Annotated in this window: 13 protein-coding genes; 5 read left to right on the forward strand and 8 right to left on the reverse strand. The window is 60.6% G+C overall.

The window, feature by feature from the left end; all coding sequences use genetic code 11:
- The first annotated feature begins 10 nt into the window (after positions 1-10).
- A complete protein-coding gene (locus AACZ65_RS08140; RefSeq protein ID WP_339669731.1) occupies positions 11-1,063 on the forward strand; it encodes an ornithine cyclodeaminase in 1,053 nt (350 codons plus the stop codon).
- Positions 1,064-1,074: 11 nt separating this feature from the next.
- Here AACZ65_RS08140 and AACZ65_RS08145 read toward each other — a convergent pair whose 3' ends face one another.
- Positions 1,075-2,634 (reverse strand): helicase HerA-like domain-containing protein, encoded by a 1,560-nt coding sequence (locus AACZ65_RS08145; RefSeq protein ID WP_339669733.1) that lies wholly within the window; start codon positions 2,632-2,634, stop codon positions 1,075-1,077.
- A gap of 431 nt (positions 2,635-3,065) precedes the next feature.
- Between AACZ65_RS08145 and AACZ65_RS08150 the strand changes: the two genes are divergently transcribed.
- On the forward strand, positions 3,066-3,689 hold the full coding sequence (locus AACZ65_RS08150) for an invasion associated locus B family protein (protein WP_339669735.1): 624 nt from the start codon (positions 3,066-3,068) through the stop codon (positions 3,687-3,689).
- A 59-nt stretch (positions 3,690-3,748) separates the two neighbouring features.
- Here AACZ65_RS08150 and AACZ65_RS08155 read toward each other — a convergent pair whose 3' ends face one another.
- The 3 genes from AACZ65_RS08155 to AACZ65_RS08165 all read right to left on the reverse strand — a co-directional run bounded on the left by AACZ65_RS08155 (position 3,749) and on the right by AACZ65_RS08165 (position 7,062).
- Positions 3,749-4,960 carry a beta-ketoacyl-[acyl-carrier-protein] synthase family protein gene (locus tag AACZ65_RS08155; RefSeq protein ID WP_339669737.1) on the reverse strand — a complete coding sequence of 404 codons (1,212 nt, stop codon included), beginning with the start codon at positions 4,958-4,960 and terminating at the stop codon, positions 3,749-3,751.
- Entirely contained in the window at positions 4,957-5,217 is a 261-nt protein-coding gene (locus AACZ65_RS08160) for an acyl carrier protein (protein ID WP_339669739.1), read from the reverse strand. The genes AACZ65_RS08155 and AACZ65_RS08160 overlap by 4 nt, the downstream gene beginning before the upstream one ends.
- 219 nt (positions 5,218-5,436) lie before the next feature.
- Positions 5,437-7,062 (reverse strand): L,D-transpeptidase family protein, encoded by a 1,626-nt coding sequence (locus AACZ65_RS08165; RefSeq protein ID WP_339669741.1) that lies wholly within the window; start codon positions 7,060-7,062, stop codon positions 5,437-5,439.
- Positions 7,063-7,388: 326 nt separating this feature from the next.
- Here AACZ65_RS08165 and AACZ65_RS08170 point away from each other — a divergent pair, with 326 nt between their 5' ends.
- Entirely contained in the window at positions 7,389-7,958 is a 570-nt protein-coding gene (locus tag AACZ65_RS08170) for a DUF882 domain-containing protein (RefSeq protein ID WP_339669743.1), read from the forward strand.
- 83 nt (positions 7,959-8,041) lie between these two features.
- Here the strand turns inward: AACZ65_RS08170 and lipA are convergent, their stop codons facing one another.
- The 3 genes from lipA to AACZ65_RS08185 form a co-directional block, all read right to left on the reverse strand.
- On the reverse strand, positions 8,042-8,986 hold the full coding sequence (lipA, locus tag AACZ65_RS08175) for a lipoyl synthase (protein ID WP_339669745.1): 945 nt from the start codon (positions 8,984-8,986) through the stop codon (positions 8,042-8,044).
- Positions 8,987-9,108: 122 nt separating this feature from the next.
- Positions 9,109-10,107: a LysR substrate-binding domain-containing protein gene (locus AACZ65_RS08180; RefSeq protein ID WP_339669747.1), complete on the reverse strand. Its 999-nt coding sequence runs from the start codon at positions 10,105-10,107 to the stop codon at positions 9,109-9,111.
- 82 nt (positions 10,108-10,189) lie between these two features.
- Complete coding sequence (locus AACZ65_RS08185) at positions 10,190-11,308, reverse strand: DUF6456 domain-containing protein (RefSeq protein WP_339669749.1); 1,119 nt, start codon at positions 11,306-11,308, stop codon at positions 10,190-10,192.
- Between the two features lie 238 nt (positions 11,309-11,546).
- Here AACZ65_RS08185 and AACZ65_RS08190 point away from each other — a divergent pair, with 238 nt between their 5' ends.
- Positions 11,547-11,846 carry a DUF6477 family protein gene (locus AACZ65_RS08190; RefSeq protein ID WP_297537812.1) on the forward strand — a complete coding sequence of 100 codons (300 nt, stop codon included), beginning with the start codon at positions 11,547-11,549 and terminating at the stop codon, positions 11,844-11,846.
- A gap of 60 nt (positions 11,847-11,906) precedes the next feature.
- On the opposite strand, the gene AACZ65_RS08195 is transcribed toward AACZ65_RS08190, so the two are convergent.
- Complete coding sequence (locus AACZ65_RS08195) at positions 11,907-13,454, reverse strand: trimethylamine methyltransferase family protein (RefSeq protein WP_339669752.1); 1,548 nt, start codon at positions 13,452-13,454, stop codon at positions 11,907-11,909.
- A 323-nt stretch (positions 13,455-13,777) separates the two neighbouring features.
- Here AACZ65_RS08195 and AACZ65_RS08200 point away from each other — a divergent pair, with 323 nt between their 5' ends.
- A complete protein-coding gene (locus tag AACZ65_RS08200) occupies positions 13,778-15,037 on the forward strand; it encodes an outer membrane protein transport protein (RefSeq protein ID WP_339669754.1) in 1,260 nt (419 codons plus the stop codon).
- Positions 15,038-15,084: the final 47 nt, after the last annotated feature.

Below are 15,084 nucleotides of genomic sequence, written 5' to 3' on the forward strand. Positions count from 1 at the left end.
GGACCCCAATATGACGCTTGCCCCCTCTCACAAGGCGTTGGTGCCTTTTGTCTCTGTCGACGACATGATGAAGCTGGTGCATCACATCGGGATAGAGCCGATGTTGCGCGGGCTGGCCGACTATATCGAGGCCGATTTCCGCCGGTGGGAACTGTTCGACAAGACCCCCCGCATCGCCAGCCATTCCAAGGAAGGCGTGATCGAACTCATGCCCACCTCGGATGGCGAGGTTTATGGGTTCAAATATGTGAACGGCCATCCCAAGAATACCCGTGAGGGGCTGCAAACCGTCACCGCCTTTGGCCTCTTGGCCAATGTGGGGAATGGCTATCCGGTGCTCTTGTCCGAGATGACCGTGCTCACGGCGCTGCGCACTGCGGCCACCTCGGCAATGGTGGCCAAATATCTGGCCCCCAAGGGCGCGGATACCATGGCGATGATCGGCAATGGCGCGCAGTCCGAGTTTCAGACGCTGGCGATGAAGGCAATCTGCGGCCTCAAATCCGTGCGCCTCTATGACATCGATCCAGCCGCCACCGCCAAGGCCGCCCGCAATCTGCAAGGGCTTGGGCTGGCGGTGATCCCCTGCACCACCCCAGAAGAGAGCATGGAAGGCGCGCAGATCATCACCACCTGCACGGCGGACAAGCAATATGCCACGATCCTGACCGACAACATGGTTGGCGCAGGCGTGCATATCAACGCTATCGGTGGTGACTGTCCGGGCAAGACGGAACTGGCCCCCGGTGTGCTGCACCGCGCGAGCATCTTCGTCGAATATCCCGAACAGACCCGGATCGAGGGGGAAATCCAGCAGCTTGCCCCGGATCACCCCGTGACCGAGATGTGGCAGGTGATCAACGGCACCGCGAAGGGCCGGACCAGCAACGATCAGATCACGCTCTTCGACAGCGTGGGCTTTGCGATCGAGGACTTTTCGGCCTTGCGCTATGTGCGCGACCATATCGCGGGAACCGAGCTTTTCTTGGACCTCGACCTTCTGGCCGATCCGGACGATCCCCGCGACCTCTTCGGTATGCTGCAACGCGCAGCCAGACCCTGAGCGGGCGCGCCTCAGCGCCCTTTGAAGAGCCCGCCCAATATACCGCGCACGATTCGGCGCCCCGTGGTGCCGGTCAACTCCTTCATCACCGCCGAGGCAAGCGCCCCCCCGAGACTTTCGGGTTCGCGCGCACGGCGGCTCTGGCCCGAAGACGTCCCTGCACTATACCGCCGAGCCGCCTTGAATTCACGGGCGCGCTCTGCCTCCGCCTCTTCGGCGGCGGCGGCGGCAGCAATCTTGGCCTCAGCCTCTTCTGCCTCTTTCGCCGCAGCCTCGGCGCGGGCGGCAAGGATTTCATGGGCGGACTGGCGATCAATCGCCACCTCGTATTTGCCCGCCACGGGCGACCCCGCAATCACCGCGCGCCGTGTGGCGGCATCGCAAGGGCCAAGCTGTGTCGCAGGCGGACGAATGAGCGTGCGTTCCACCACGCCCGGCACACCCTTGTTCTGCAACATCGAGGTTACGGCCTCGCCCACGCCCACATCGCGGATCGCCTCGACCGTATCAAAGCGCGGATTGGGTCGATATGTCTCGGCAGCGCGGCTGAGCGCCTTTTGGTCCCGCGCGGTAAAGGCGCGCAGCGCGTGCTGAAACCGGTTGCCAAGCTGACCCAGAATATCCTCGGGCACGTCATCGGGGTTCTGGGTGATGAAATAAACCCCAACCCCCTTGGAGCGGATCAGCCGCGCCACCTGCTCGACCTTGTCCACAAGAGCCTTGGGCGCATCGTCGAACAAGAGATGCGCCTCGTCAAAGAAGAACACGAGCTTGGGTTTCTCGACATCACCCACCTCGGGCAAGGTCTCGAACAGCTCGCTCAAGAGCCAGAGCAGGAACGTCGCATAGAGCCGGGGCGAGTTGATCAACCGATCCGCCGCGAGGATGTTGACATAACCGCGCCCCTCGGGCGTCACACGCATCAAATCCTCAAGCGCCAGGGCAGGCTCGCCAAAGAAATGCGCGCCCCCCTGATTTTCCAGCACCAGAAGCGCACGTTGAATGGCCCCGACCGACGATGCCCCGACATTGCCATAGCGCAAGGACAGGTCTGAACTGTTCTGGCCCACCCATGTCAGCAGCGCTTGCAGGTCCTTGAGATCGAGCAGTGGCAGCCCCTCTTCATCGGCCACGCGAAACGCGATGTTGAGCACGCCTTCTTGCGCGTCCGACAGGCCCATCAGCCGCGACAACAACAGCGGCCCCATTTCGGACAGCGTGGTGCGCACCGGATGCCCTTGCTCGCCGAAGAGATCCCAGAAGATTACCGGGAAGGTATCGTAGCGAAATCCGTCAAAGCCGATTTTCTGCGCGCGTTCCATGAAAGGTGCATGCAGTTTGTGGTCGGGGCTACCCGCCACCGCCATGCCCGATACGTCGCCCTTGATATCCGACAGGATGACCGGCACGCCGGCGTCCGAAAACCCCTCGGCCAGAACTTGCAGTGTAACCGTCTTGCCGGTGCCCGTGGCCCCAGCGACAAGACCATGACGATTGCCGTATTTCAGCAAGAGTTCCTGAGGCTCGGCATAATCCACGCCGCCGCCACCTACAAAAATCGAAGTCTGCACCCCTACACCCCCTGTCCAGAAAAGGTTACGGGCCGACCATACTTAATTAACCCTTTCATGCCAGTCTGAATCCATGCCCGAAACCGATTGTCCTCTGGTTGCGGGTGACTTCCTCCCTGTCAGACTGGCCGCGCCTCTTGGGTGCGGCCTTTTTTCGCATTTTTGCGACCTTCCCTGTTGACGCATGCGCGCTTCTGGCCTAGCGTCCGGTTCAATAACTAAGTCGGCCAGTCCGACGGGGAGAAACGCAGGAAGAGGCCGCAAGGCCTCTTTCTTTTTGTGTTGACCCTTTTGTGCTGATCGCACAATCACGGCATATTACAAGATGGCGTAAAGCTGCTGGCAAGTCGGCGTAGATGCGGTTTTGATCCTGACACTCCCGGCACACCATGCTAAAGCGCGCCAGAAACATAGACCGATATGGGGAAATGATGCCTAAACTATTGACCAGCTTTTCGATCATGGCGTTCCTCGCAATGGGCGGTGCCCTGAGCGCGCAGGAGGCAACACAACCGGCCCCCGAAGCCCCGGCAGAAACAGCGCAGCCGGAAACCGGGACCCCCGCCGTCGGCCTCGACACTGGACGCCCTGTGCAAGAGGATCCAGCCTACATCAAGTCCACCCATGACGATTGGCAGATCAAGTGCTTTCGCACCGGCGTGGAAGGCCAGGAAGACCTATGCCAGATGTACCAACTTCTGACCGAGAGCGCCGGCAACCCGGTGGCAGAATTCAGCATTTATCGCCTGCCTGAAGGTGGACCGGTCATTGCCGGGGCCACGATTGCCGCCCCGCTCGGCACGCTTTTGACCGAAGAGATCAAGCTGGCGGTCGATGGTGGCAATGCCAAGAGCTATGCCTATTCGTTCTGCACCATGGCGGGCTGTTTCGCGCGCATTGGTCTGACGCAGGAGGACGTCAACAACATGAAGCGCGGTGTGAAGGTGACGATTGAAATCGTCCCTGCCCAAGCCCCCGATCAAAGAGTCAAGATCGACGCATCGCTCAAGGGCTTTACCGCAGCCTTCGAAGAAGCCTCGGTTCTTCAGCAATAAACGCACGATATGCCAAACATGAACGCCGCCCCATTGGGCGGCGTTTTGCGTACCACATCTCAGCCAAAGCGCTTGAGCGCGAGCACCGCATTGAGACCACCAAAGGCAAAGGCATTGCTCAACGCCACGTTCACACGCGCCTCACGCGCGACATTGGGCACAACGTCGAGCGCGCATTCCGGGTCGGGTTCCTCATAGCCAATGGTCGGCGCAATGATCCCGTCACGCAGCGCCATGATGCAGGCCAATAGCTCGACCGCCCCCGTGCCACCAATCAGATGCGCATGCATGGATTTGGTAGACGAAATCATCAGCCGATCGGCATGATGACCAAACACATCCGCAACGGCCGCGCTTTCCGTCTTGTCATTGGCCGCCGTGCCGGTGCCATGCGCGTTGATGTACCCCACGTCCTCGCGGTTGACCCTTGCATCGTTGAGCGCACCCGTAATGGCCCGTGCCGCCCCCTGTTTCGATGGCATCACAATATCCGACGCGTCCGATGTCATCGCAAAGCCCGCGACCTCTGCAAGTATCTCGGCCCCGCGTTTCCTGGCGTACTCCAACTCTTCAAAGACGAAGATCGCCGCCCCCTCGCCCTGAACCATACCGTTGCGATTTGCGGAAAACGGGCGGCAGGCATCGCGGCTCATGACGCGCAACCCTTCCCACGCCTTCACGCCGCCAAAACACAGCATTGATTCCGATCCGCCCGTGACCATCACCGGCGTGATGCCGCCATGCACCATCTGAAACGCCTGCGCCATCGCGTGATTAGACGAGGCACAGGCAGTGGACACGGTAAAGGTCGGCCCCTTGAGGTTGAACTCCATCGACAAATGCGAGGCCGCGGCGTTGTTCATCAACTTGGGCACAACAAAGGGGTGCACCCGGTTCTTGCCCTCTTCATAGACAGAGCGGTAATTTTCGTCGAGCGTGGTCATGCCCCCGCCCGAATTGCCAAGGATCACCCCTGCTCGCGCCGCGAGTTCACCCGCGAACTCCAACCCCGCCTGCGCTATCGCCTGACGCGCTGCGATCAAGGTGAACTGGGTAAAGCGGTCATAGAGCGCCAGTTGTTGGCGGTTGAACTGCGCTTCGGGGTCGTAATTCTTGACCTGTCCACCGATGCGAATCGACAGACGCTCGACATCCTGAAACTCCAGATCGGAAATGCCGCATCGCCCTTCGCGCATCGCCTCGAGAGTACTGGGCACATCGGCGCCGAGCGCGTTGATCGTGCCCGCCCCGGTAATGACTACGCGTTTCACGATTGCTCCGCGACCAGCCGCTCGATGCCTTCAATGATCGAGCGCACCGAGGAAATGTCGAAATCGCTCTCTGCCGGGTTGTTGGCATTGAAGGGCACGGAGATGTCAAACGCCTCTTCGATGGCAAAGATGCTCTCGACCAGCCCAAGGCTGTCGATCCCCAGATCCTCGGGGGTGCTGTCGAGGGTGACATCCGCTGGTTCGAGCACAGCCTGTTCGGCGATAATGGCGATCACACGGTCCTGAATGCTGCTCATGGCAAGGTCTTTCATTCTGACGCCCGAGGCCCGGGCGGATGCTGATCTTCTGCGTCGGTTTTGTAACAGTTTATTTAAGAACGGTCCCGCGCCCAGACAATCTTTTCTAGATAGCCGCGCAGTGTGCCGCATCTGAAACCTTGCGCTACCACAGGCGGGCGCATGGCAAAAGGCCCGCACCTCTCGGCGCGGGCCATGAACCGACGAACAACTAAGACTTCAGCCCCGCGGCGCGTCCAATGACACCCCTGCCTTTTCCAACGCCTCCCATATCCGCGCATCACGCCCATAGACATCGCCACGATACTGCGGGCGCCCCTGTGCCTGGGTAAAGGCCGTCCGATAAATGATATGCACCGGCACATGCTGTTCGAGCTGCACATAGGTTTCGCGCCTCGTGTCCAGCACGGATTGAAAGAATGCCTTGGGCTCGCTTTCCTGCCGCGCCAAGAGCGCATAGGCAAAATCGAACGGCTGATGCAGGCGGATACAGCCATGGCTGAAATCGCGCTTCTCCAGATCGAACAGGGCCTTTTGCGGCGTGTCGTGCAGATAGATGTTGTATTTGTTGGGGAACATGAATTTCACCAGCCCAAGCGCATTGCGCTCTGATGGCGGTTGCTTGATCGCAAAAGGGAAATTCCGTGCATTATACGCGCCGAAATTGACCGCCCCCCGGCTCACCTCGCGGCCGTTGCGATTGTAGAGCTTGAGATGCGACGCCGCCCCCGGATTGCGCTGCATCTGCGGCAGGTATTCATTGACCGCGATGGAATAGGGCACATGCCAGGTCGGGTTGATGACCATATGCTCCATCTCGTCCGAGAACTCGGGGCTGCGACGGTTCTGGTCATTCTTGCCGATCACGGCGCGGGTGGCGAATGTGACCTCATCATTGTCAAGAATCCGCGCACTGAAATCCGTGAGATTGACAAGGATATGCCGCTGCCCCCGCTCTTCGCTTAGCCAGCGTTCCCGCTCCATCGCGACGATGACCGATTTCAGCCGATCTAGAGCGGACGTGTTGAGCGCGCCGAGCGTCGTCGTTCCCGCAACGCCATCCGGTTCAAGCCCGTGATCCGCCTGGAATGCCTGGACGGCCTGTTGCAACCGCATGTCATAGGTCTGCGCCGCACTGCGTGCGAGATAACCCATTGCAATCAAACGATTGCGCAGGGCAATGACTGCCGGGCCACCGTCACCGGGGCGCAGTTTTTCCGCCGTCACCGTGGGACCCCAGCCGCCATCGGCGATCAGTTTTTCCAGACGCAGTTTTTGTTTGAGCAGTCGGGCATACTCATTGCTCTGAGGCGCAAGATTGCGCATCGTGCGAGCAGGGTCGCCGGACAGGATCTCAGTCAAAAGCGCCCCCGCCTCGCGCCGCGTAACCTCACGCTTGATGTCACTGACGACCTCTGAGGGCACCAGAACTCCCGATTGCAAATCCCGCGCATAGCGCAAATAGGCGCGGCTCAGCGCCACCTCGACCTGTCCAAGATCGCGCTGCGACCGCGCAGCACGCATCGCCGTCATTACTCCATCGAGATCATAGCGCTGCGTGGGCAGACCATGCACCCCTGCCCGCGCCAAGACCTGAACCAAGGCCTGACGCCGCGCAAGGTGCTCTGCACCCTCACCGGTCCAGACCGGGCGATACGTCTGTTCCTGATAAAAGGCCGCCAGATCACGATCCTGGGCCGCCGCCTCTGCCACGGCCTGCCGAAACGCCGCCTCTTGCGCCGCAGCTGGCACAGTCCATGCAGACAACACGCTGACTACCGTCAACACGACCGGAACAATGCGGAAAATTTTACGGATGCAGGGATGGCCAAGCGCCAAAGTCATTCTTCTACCTCTAGGTCGCGGGATCGCGTTCAGAAAATTATATGCAGGATATCTTGTCCTTCTCAATTTTTTCCTAAGGATTCCCTGTGACATTCGACGACAAGCGCGTGACTGCGGCGAAAATACAGCGGCGACCGCGCATTCCGGCCACATTGGGGAAATTATGCGCGAAATCCCGCCGAAAGGACTTGAATATTGAACGACATGGAAAATCAGGGCTTGGTCATTGATTCCCGCTGTGCCATAAATTCCGCACATCTTGGGGATGATCGACAATGTTGCGGGACAGCAACAACAGGTAGGCTACGGGACAGGCGATTGAAACAATGACAGAAATCAGTTCAACTGGCATCTCGCGGCGTGGCGTACTGCTGGCGTTCGCGGCAACAGCCTTGGCAGCGGCCCCCACCTTTTCCAATGCGGCCGGTTTTCTACGTGGCGCGGGCGATATCCGCCGCATCCGTCTGGTTTCGCCACGAACCGGTGAGCGGCTTGATACGATCTACTGGATTGAGGGCGACTACCTCAAGGAAGCGGTACGCGAGATTTCGCTCTTCATGCGCGACTGGCGCACAAATCAGGTGCGTGACATCGATATTCGCACGATCGACATCATGGCAGCCAGTCACAATCTTCTTGACGCATCCGAGCCTTACACCCTTTTGAGTGGCTATCGCAGTCCGCAGACCAACGCCATGTTGCGCAGCCGATCCAGCGGCGTTGCCCGTAATTCACGGCATATGGTTGGCGAGGCTGCCGATCTGCGCCTTGGCAGCCGCTCAGTCAGCCAGATTTACCGCGCGGGCGTGGCCTGTGGCGGCGGCGGCGTCGGGCGCTACTCCGGTAGCAACTTCGTGCATATGGATTGTGGCCCGGTCCGCACCTGGGGCCGTTAGACACGACGTTCTGACACTGCTCAGACGAAAAACCGGCCCCTCAGGCCGGTTTTCTTTTTGATGGAACCGTCCGCAAATCGCGCTCAGGCGAATTTCGCGTTCCGCGCTGCCTGCAACCGGGCAAAATCATCCCCGGCATGATAGCTGGACCGCGTGAGCGGTGACGCCGAAACCATCAGGAACCCCTTGCCATAGGCTGCCTTTTCATAGGCGGCAAACTCGTCCGGATGCACGAAACGGTCGACCGCGTGATGCTTGGGCGTTGGCTGCAAATACTGGCCGATGGTCAGGAAATCTATCCCTGCGGCGCGCATGTCGTCCATCACCTGATGCACAGCCTGCCGATCCTCGCCAAGGCCCACCATGATCCCCGATTTGGTAAACATCGTCGGGTCCATTTCCTTGACCCGCTGCAAGAGACGCAGGGAATGGAAATACCGCGCACCGGGACGCACCGTCGGATAGAGACCCGGCACAGTTTCGAGATTATGATTGAACACATCGGGTTTGGCCGCCACGACGGTTTCCAGAGCGCCTTCATCACAATGCAGGAAATCGGGCGTCAGAATCTCGATCGTCGTCCCGGGTGCACGGTGCCGGATCGCGCGGATGGTCTGGGCAAAATGCTCGGCCCCGCCATCGGCAAGGTCGTCGCGGTCGACGCTGGTCACGACCACGTGCTTCAGGCCCAATTTGGACACGGCATCGGCGACGCGCCCCGGCTCGAACGCATCGAGAGTTTGCGGCTTACCGGTCGCCACATTACAAAAGGTGCAGCCCCGCGTGCAAATCTCGCCCATGATCATCATGGTCGCATGCCCCTGGCTCCAACATTCGCCAGCGTTGGGACAGCCTGCCTCCTCACAGACCGTCACCAGCTTGTGCTCGCGCATGATCCGATGCGTTTCGAAATAGGCTTTGCTGGTCGGCGCCTTGACCCTGATCCAGTCCGGCTTGCGCGGCTGGGCGTTATCGGGGCGATGCGCCTTTTCTGGATGACGTTGGTCCGGAAGTTTGAGATCGCGCACGAATTTTTCCCCGCGAATGATTTGGTAAGGCTTGGCTAGTATAAGTCATAGCGATGGAGAGTGCCAGTCACGCAGCGTTACATCCCGACGTCTGCGTCATGGGTAAAGAGTGTCCATCGCGCTTAGTGAGTGTCCCTGTAAATGTCGGCCTGCGCCGTTTGCGGTGCAGGCCGCGTTGCAACAGCGGCGTCGGGCACCTCCGCGCGTGCAAGAGCAATGAGCGCGGCCCCAACCGTTTCCAGAACCTCGGCCAGTTTCTCGAACCAAACCTCGTCTTGCGTGCTCTGACGGCGCACCAGCACGATCTGGCGGGCGGGCTCTGGCGGGTCGAAGCGGCGCAGATTTATACCCGGAGCGGCCCGCACTTCGGTTGCCGCCGCAATTTCGGGCATGAGCGTCAGGCCAAATCCCGCCGCCACCAGCCGCGACAACGTGCCAAGGGATGAGGCACCCATGTCGATCTGCGCATGGCCCCGGCCCCGGCCGCAGACCTCCAGCGCCTGATCGGTCAGGCAGTGCCCCTCTTCCAGCAACAAAAGCGGGCTATGGACCAGCGAGGTGGGGCGCAGCGCCTCGGCCCCTTGCCCGAGCACGGCCAGCCGCACCGCCGTTCCCGCCAGCAAGAACCGATCCTCAAAGAGCAACCGCTCGCGCAGCCCCTCGGCCCCGACCGGCCGCGCCAGAATCGCGGCATCAAGCTGCCCACTCTGGATATCTGCGATCAACTGGTCGGTCTTGGCCTCGCGCACCTGCACATCAAGCGAGATGTCGCGGCTGCGCAGCGCCTCGAGCACGCCGGGCAGGATATAGGGCGCAATGGTCGGGATAATGCCCAAAGACAGCCGCCCCGCCAGCCCACCTTGCCAGCGCGCGGCCTCGGTCAACGCCTGCATCTCGTCCAGAACCCGCTGCGCATGGGCCAGAATCAGACGGCCAAACGGGGTCAACACGACATCGCGCGCGCGGCGTTCCACCAGTTTTTGACCGAGCGTTGTTTCCAACTCCTTGATCTGAACAGATAGCGCCGGCTGCGAAATATTGACCACCTCTGCCGCACGCCCGAAATTGCGTTGTTCGGCAAGCGCCTTGAAATAGCCAAGCTGTCTCAGAGTGATGTTCATATCCCCAGCTTATGGCTAACCACCCCAAGAACAACCCTGAATTATCGCATGACAGGTTTGCAGCCCGCGCGCCCATCCGCCGTCAGCCGATCAAGCCGCCCGCCTCTCCCAGCTTCTCGTAATGTCGCTTGAGCCGTTGCAACGCGATGCGCAACACGATCTTGCCTGACCGCGCCGACCACCCCATTTTCTTCTCGGCGCGCTCCAGCCCTTCCATGTAGCAGCAGCAGCGCAGCACCACATCCCCCAACCCCGGCCCCAACTCACGCAGCGCCTCCAGAACGCGTAGGCGGGCCGCCTCGGCATCATATCCCCGCGAGACGGAGGGGCTGGCTTGGTCGTCGACATGGCTCAGGAAATGATCCCAGTTCTGCGTGACCCGCGGCGCCATATGGGCCAGTTCGAAATCCTCTCTCAGCCGTTCGCCCGCGCGCACAAGGTCCGATGTCAAGAACCGGCTACCGTCCTTGTCGCGTCGTCGGGCCAGTGCCACGAGCGGCGAGTCGACCATCCCATAACGCGCGCGCCGTCCGCTTGCCCCCGAGGCGGGGCGCGCCACCGCGCGGCCCGACGCCATCACCGGCCCGTCGCCGAACCCGCTTGCCTGATTTTCCGCCTCTGCCAGCATCAGGCTCAGCGCGTTGCGGCCCGTTGCGGTGATATGGTAGCGCGCGATGCGCCCCGGCGCGTCACAGGCCACCCAGCCTTTGAGCGCCATTGCCTCGGCCACTTGGCGCTCGACCACGGCCGTGCGCAGGGTCTGACCGATGCCAGTGTCACGCACCACCACGGCCTTGTCCATATCGGCAGAGACAGCCAACAGAGCGCCCGCCTCACACAGGCGGCGCAAGACGCGCTGCGCCTCAGATTTCAACCGGAGTTCAGTCAACTCAAGCGCCTGATCGTTTTGCGAGATTGTCTGGGATGTCATCGGAGCCTCCTTGGCAGGAGAACCGGGCATCTTGTCATGGTTGACCCTCTGGCCAAGCCGCCGCAGCGCCTCGTCCACCAAGAGATCATCGCGGCGGGTCTCATAGGCGCGGATCTGGCGCATCACGGTCGAGGCATGCCGCCCCGCGTGCCGCGCCAAGGCCCGGATCGGCGTGCCAGATTCGGTATGGGCCAGATAATGCAGTGCCGCTTCGGGTACCCAGGATGGCACGTCATGCAAAATGGTCTTGAATGCATGCCCCTCGTGCATCGCCCGTCCCCCAAACTTTCGGCCATCCGGCACCAGATCGCAACCTGGCAACTTACCCACAGAGTTATCCACAACTTAAGAGTGCAAAGATTACCGGTTCGTTAATTGTTTCCAGAAATGCAACCTTCATTGACAAATCGTAAACAAATCCAAAGCCCTGCGCGCGCCGCAGCACCCCAAAACGCAACAGCCATCCAACCTGTGCGACGAAGCATATGCACGATCACAGGAGCCTCTCATGCATGATATTCTCGGAACCCTCCGGGCGCTGCGCCGCCCCCCGCTGCTGATCCGCGCCGCGCGCATCGGTCTGCAAGACTATCGCCGCGAGGTGCATTTGCGGCGCTTGCTCCGCGATGGCCCCCTCCCTCAGAGCGCCACGGCGCTGATCCGCCTGCTGGAGACCGAAGCCGCTCTGGATGAGGAACGCCGCCTTGACAATTCGGCCTATTCTCCCGCGCGCCACGTTGAGGTGCTGATCGCAATGATGGGCGAGGCACGGGATATTGCAATCGCCCCGTCCCTGATCGAGACCTGACAAAAAAGCGCGCCGCAAACGGGTGCGGCGCGCTCTTTTTTACATCAAGTCTTGGGTCTTTTAGCTAAAGGCATCCGGCATTTCGGCCTTGCGCTTGGCGACATAGGCCGCAAGCGCTTCGGCAATCGCCGGATCAAGCGGCGGCTGCTGATAATCCGCCAAGAGCTTGTGAACCCGGGCATTGGCCAGAACCATCGTGTCGCGCTCGCCCTCATCCGCCCAGGTCTCGAACGGCTTGTAATCCAGCAAGTCAGACCGCCAGAAGGCGGATTTGAAATTCGCCTGCGTATGCGCGCAGCCGAGATAATGCCCGCCCGGTCCGACCTCGCGGATGGCATCCATCGCCTGTGCCTCTTCATCAACCTGCACGCCGCGCGCCAGATGGTGAAGCGTGCCCAACTGATCGGCATCCATCACGAATTTCTCGAACGAGGACACCAGCCCCCCCTCCAGCCAACCGCAGGAATGCAGCATGAAGTTGACGCCTGACAACAGGCCCACGTTGAGGCTGTTGGCCGTCTCATAGGCGGCTTGCGCATCCGGCAGTTTCGAGCCGTTGAACGACCCCGAGGACCGGAACGGCAGCCCCAGACGCCGCGCCAATTGACCCGCACCATAGGTGATATGTGCGGCCTCCGGCGTGCCGAATGTCGGCGCACCCGAATTCATGTCGATCGAGGTCACAAAAGCGCCAAAGATCATCGGCGCGCCGGGGCACACAAGCTGGCTATAGGCAATGCCCGCCAGAACCTCGGCCAGAACCTGCGTCAGCGTGCCCGCCACCGAAACCGGTGCCATGGCCCCGCCCACGATAAAGGGCGACAGGATGCAGGCCTGATTGTTGGCAGCATAGATTTCCAGCGACCCCATCATGACATCGTCAAACGTCATCGGCGAGTTCACGTTGATGAGCGACGTCATGACAGTGTTGTTCTGCACGAACTCCTCTCCAAAGAGGATGTTGCACATATCGACGCTGTCTTGCGCGCGGCTAGGCTCTGTCACCGATCCCATAAAGGGCTTGTCCGACAGGGTCATATGCGCCAGCAGCATATCAAGATGGCGTTTATTCACCGGAATATCGGTGGGTTCACACACCGTGCCGCCAGAATGGTGCAACCATTTCGACATATAGCCCAGCTTCACGAACTTGCGAAAATCCTCCATCGTGGCATAGCGGCGGCCGCCTTCCATGTCGCGCACGAAGGGCGGACCATAGACCGGTGCCAGAACCAGCGACTTGCCACCGATTTCCACCGTGCGCTCGGGGTTGCGCGCATGCTGGATAATCCGCGACGGGGCGGTCGCGCAGAGTTGCCGCGCCAGACCGCGCGGAATACGCACGCGCTCGCCCTGCACATCGGCACCCGCTGCGCGCCAACGCTCCAGCGCCGCCGGGTTCTGCACAAAGTTCACGCCAACCTCTGCCAGCACCGTTTCGGCATTGGCTTCGATGATCTCTAGCGCCTCTTCGGTCAGGACCTCGAAATTGGGAATGTTGCGCTCGATATAGCGCGCGGTCTCGATGCTGACGGCGGTGCGTTCGGCGCGGCGCGCGGCCCCGCCGCCGCCCCGGGACCGTCTGCTGCTCAGTGCTGCTTCTGACATGGATGCACCCTTCGTGTGTGGTCAATTGCAATAGCCAAGGCTCCCGCCTCAGGGCAGGTCTACTGTGGTCATAACTGTTTGCCCGCCGCCTTCAGGCGAAGATTCCGGCGATTGCGGGGAAAAAGCGACACGCGTCGCAGATCAATTCCCCCCAGAACGCGATTGATTTCGACACACAGAAAAGTGAATGTCAGAATATATTCACAAACCCTAATGGTTTAGCCTGAGCCTGATCTTTTCAGCACCAACACTTCTGGTCTGGAAAAGCGCGGGACAAACTGACAGATGCGGTTAAACTGCACTGCATCGCGAGGGATTGTATGATGAAAATACGTTTCGGCCATTTGGCCAAGGTGTGTGCCCTGATCAGTGCGGCAATGCTAGCCAGCCCCGCAACAGCCACCAACGGCTATTTCGCCAATGGATATGGCGGCCAGTCCAAGGGCATGGCCGGTGCGGGCGTCGCGGTGCCCACGGGCGTTCTTGGCATGGCGCAAAATCCGGCGACGGGCGTCAAAGTGGGCAATCAGGCCGGCTTTTGCCTGACCACGTTTTCACCCAACCGCGATGTGGAAATCGCGCCGGGTGGCCCGCTGACCCCCGGTACTCACAAGAGCCAGAATGACGTCTTCTTCATCCCCTGCGGCGGCGCCAACTGGAAGCTCGATGACCGCTCATCGCTTGGTGCCTTCGTCTTTGCCAATGGCGGCATGAACACTGAATACGACACGAATTTTCTTGCCGGTCTCGGCGCAGGCTCCGCACCGCTTGGGGTCAATCTCGAACAGGCGTTCATCACCCTGAACTACGCCCGCAAGGTGAATGACCGCCTGTCCCTCGGAATTGCGCCCATTCTCGCGGTCCAACGGTTCAAGGCGCAGGGCTTGCAGGCTTTTTCGGGCCTCTCGGTCAGCCCCGGCGATGTGACCAATCGCGGTCACGACTGGTCCACCGGCTTTGGCGTGAACCTTGGCCTTCTCTACGAGGCCAGTCCAGAGTGGACCATCGGCGCGGCCTACCGCAATGAAATCCAGATGTCCAAGTTCAGCCGCTACAAGGGCCTTTTTGCCGAGGGCGAATTCGACGTGCCCGCCATGTTGACCCTTGGCGCGGCCTATACCCCTGCTTCTGCGCCGCAATGGACCATCACGGGCGAATATCAGCGCATTTTCTATGGCAATGTAAAATCCATCGCCAACCCGAGCGCGCCTCCGAATGGCCCTCTTGGCGCGCCGAATGGTGTAGGCTTTGGCTGGCAGGATATTGATGTCTGGCGTCTCGCCGCCATCTGGCGGACATCGGACAAGCTTACGCTGCGCACCGGCGTCAGCTATTCGACCGAGTTCATCAAGAACGATGGCGACGTAGTGATCAACACCATCGCACCCGCAACACCGCGATGGCATCTCTCTGCGGGCGGCACATACAAGATCGACGAGCGGTGGTCGTTCACCTTTTCCTACACCCACGCATTTTCCAACAGCTTCTCCGGGGCCAACCCCGCGCTGACGGGTGTGGCACAACCGGTGAAAATCCGCATGCACCAGCACGAGATTGCAACCGGCCTCAGCTATCGCTGGTGAGGCACGCTCTTTCTCTTGCGCAGGGGCGGGACGCCAATTACTAGGCG

Origin of the sequence: uncultured Roseovarius sp., from assembly GCF_963972555.1 — a bacterium.
GTDB classification, from domain to species: Bacteria; Pseudomonadota; Alphaproteobacteria; order Rhodobacterales; family Rhodobacteraceae; genus Roseovarius; species Roseovarius mucosus.

Bases quoted from the DNA above. Each gene is read 5' to 3' on its own strand.
- AACZ65_RS08170 (WP_339669743.1), top strand. From the start codon at position 7,389: ATGACAGAAATCAGTTCAACTGGCATCTCGCGGCGTGGCGTACTGCTG.
- AACZ65_RS08195 (WP_339669752.1), bottom strand. From the start codon at position 13,454: ATGTCAGAAGCAGCACTGAGCAGCAGACGGTCCCGGGGCGGCGGCGGG.
- AACZ65_RS08160 (WP_339669739.1), bottom strand. From the start codon at position 5,217: ATGAGCAGCATTCAGGACCGTGTGATCGCCATTATCGCCGAACAGGCT.
- AACZ65_RS08140 (WP_339669731.1), top strand. From the start codon at position 11: ATGACGCTTGCCCCCTCTCACAAGGCGTTGGTGCCTTTTGTCTCTGTC.
- AACZ65_RS08185 (WP_339669749.1), bottom strand. From the start codon at position 11,308: ATGCACGAGGGGCATGCATTCAAGACCATTTTGCATGACGTGCCATCC.
- AACZ65_RS08165 (WP_339669741.1), bottom strand. From the start codon at position 7,062: ATGACTTTGGCGCTTGGCCATCCCTGCATCCGTAAAATTTTCCGCATT.
- AACZ65_RS08150 (WP_339669735.1), top strand. From the start codon at position 3,066: ATGCCTAAACTATTGACCAGCTTTTCGATCATGGCGTTCCTCGCAATG.
- AACZ65_RS08180 (WP_339669747.1), bottom strand. From the start codon at position 10,107: ATGAACATCACTCTGAGACAGCTTGGCTATTTCAAGGCGCTTGCCGAA.
- AACZ65_RS08200 (WP_339669754.1), top strand. From the start codon at position 13,778: ATGAAAATACGTTTCGGCCATTTGGCCAAGGTGTGTGCCCTGATCAGT.
- AACZ65_RS08190 (WP_297537812.1), top strand. From the start codon at position 11,547: ATGCATGATATTCTCGGAACCCTCCGGGCGCTGCGCCGCCCCCCGCTG.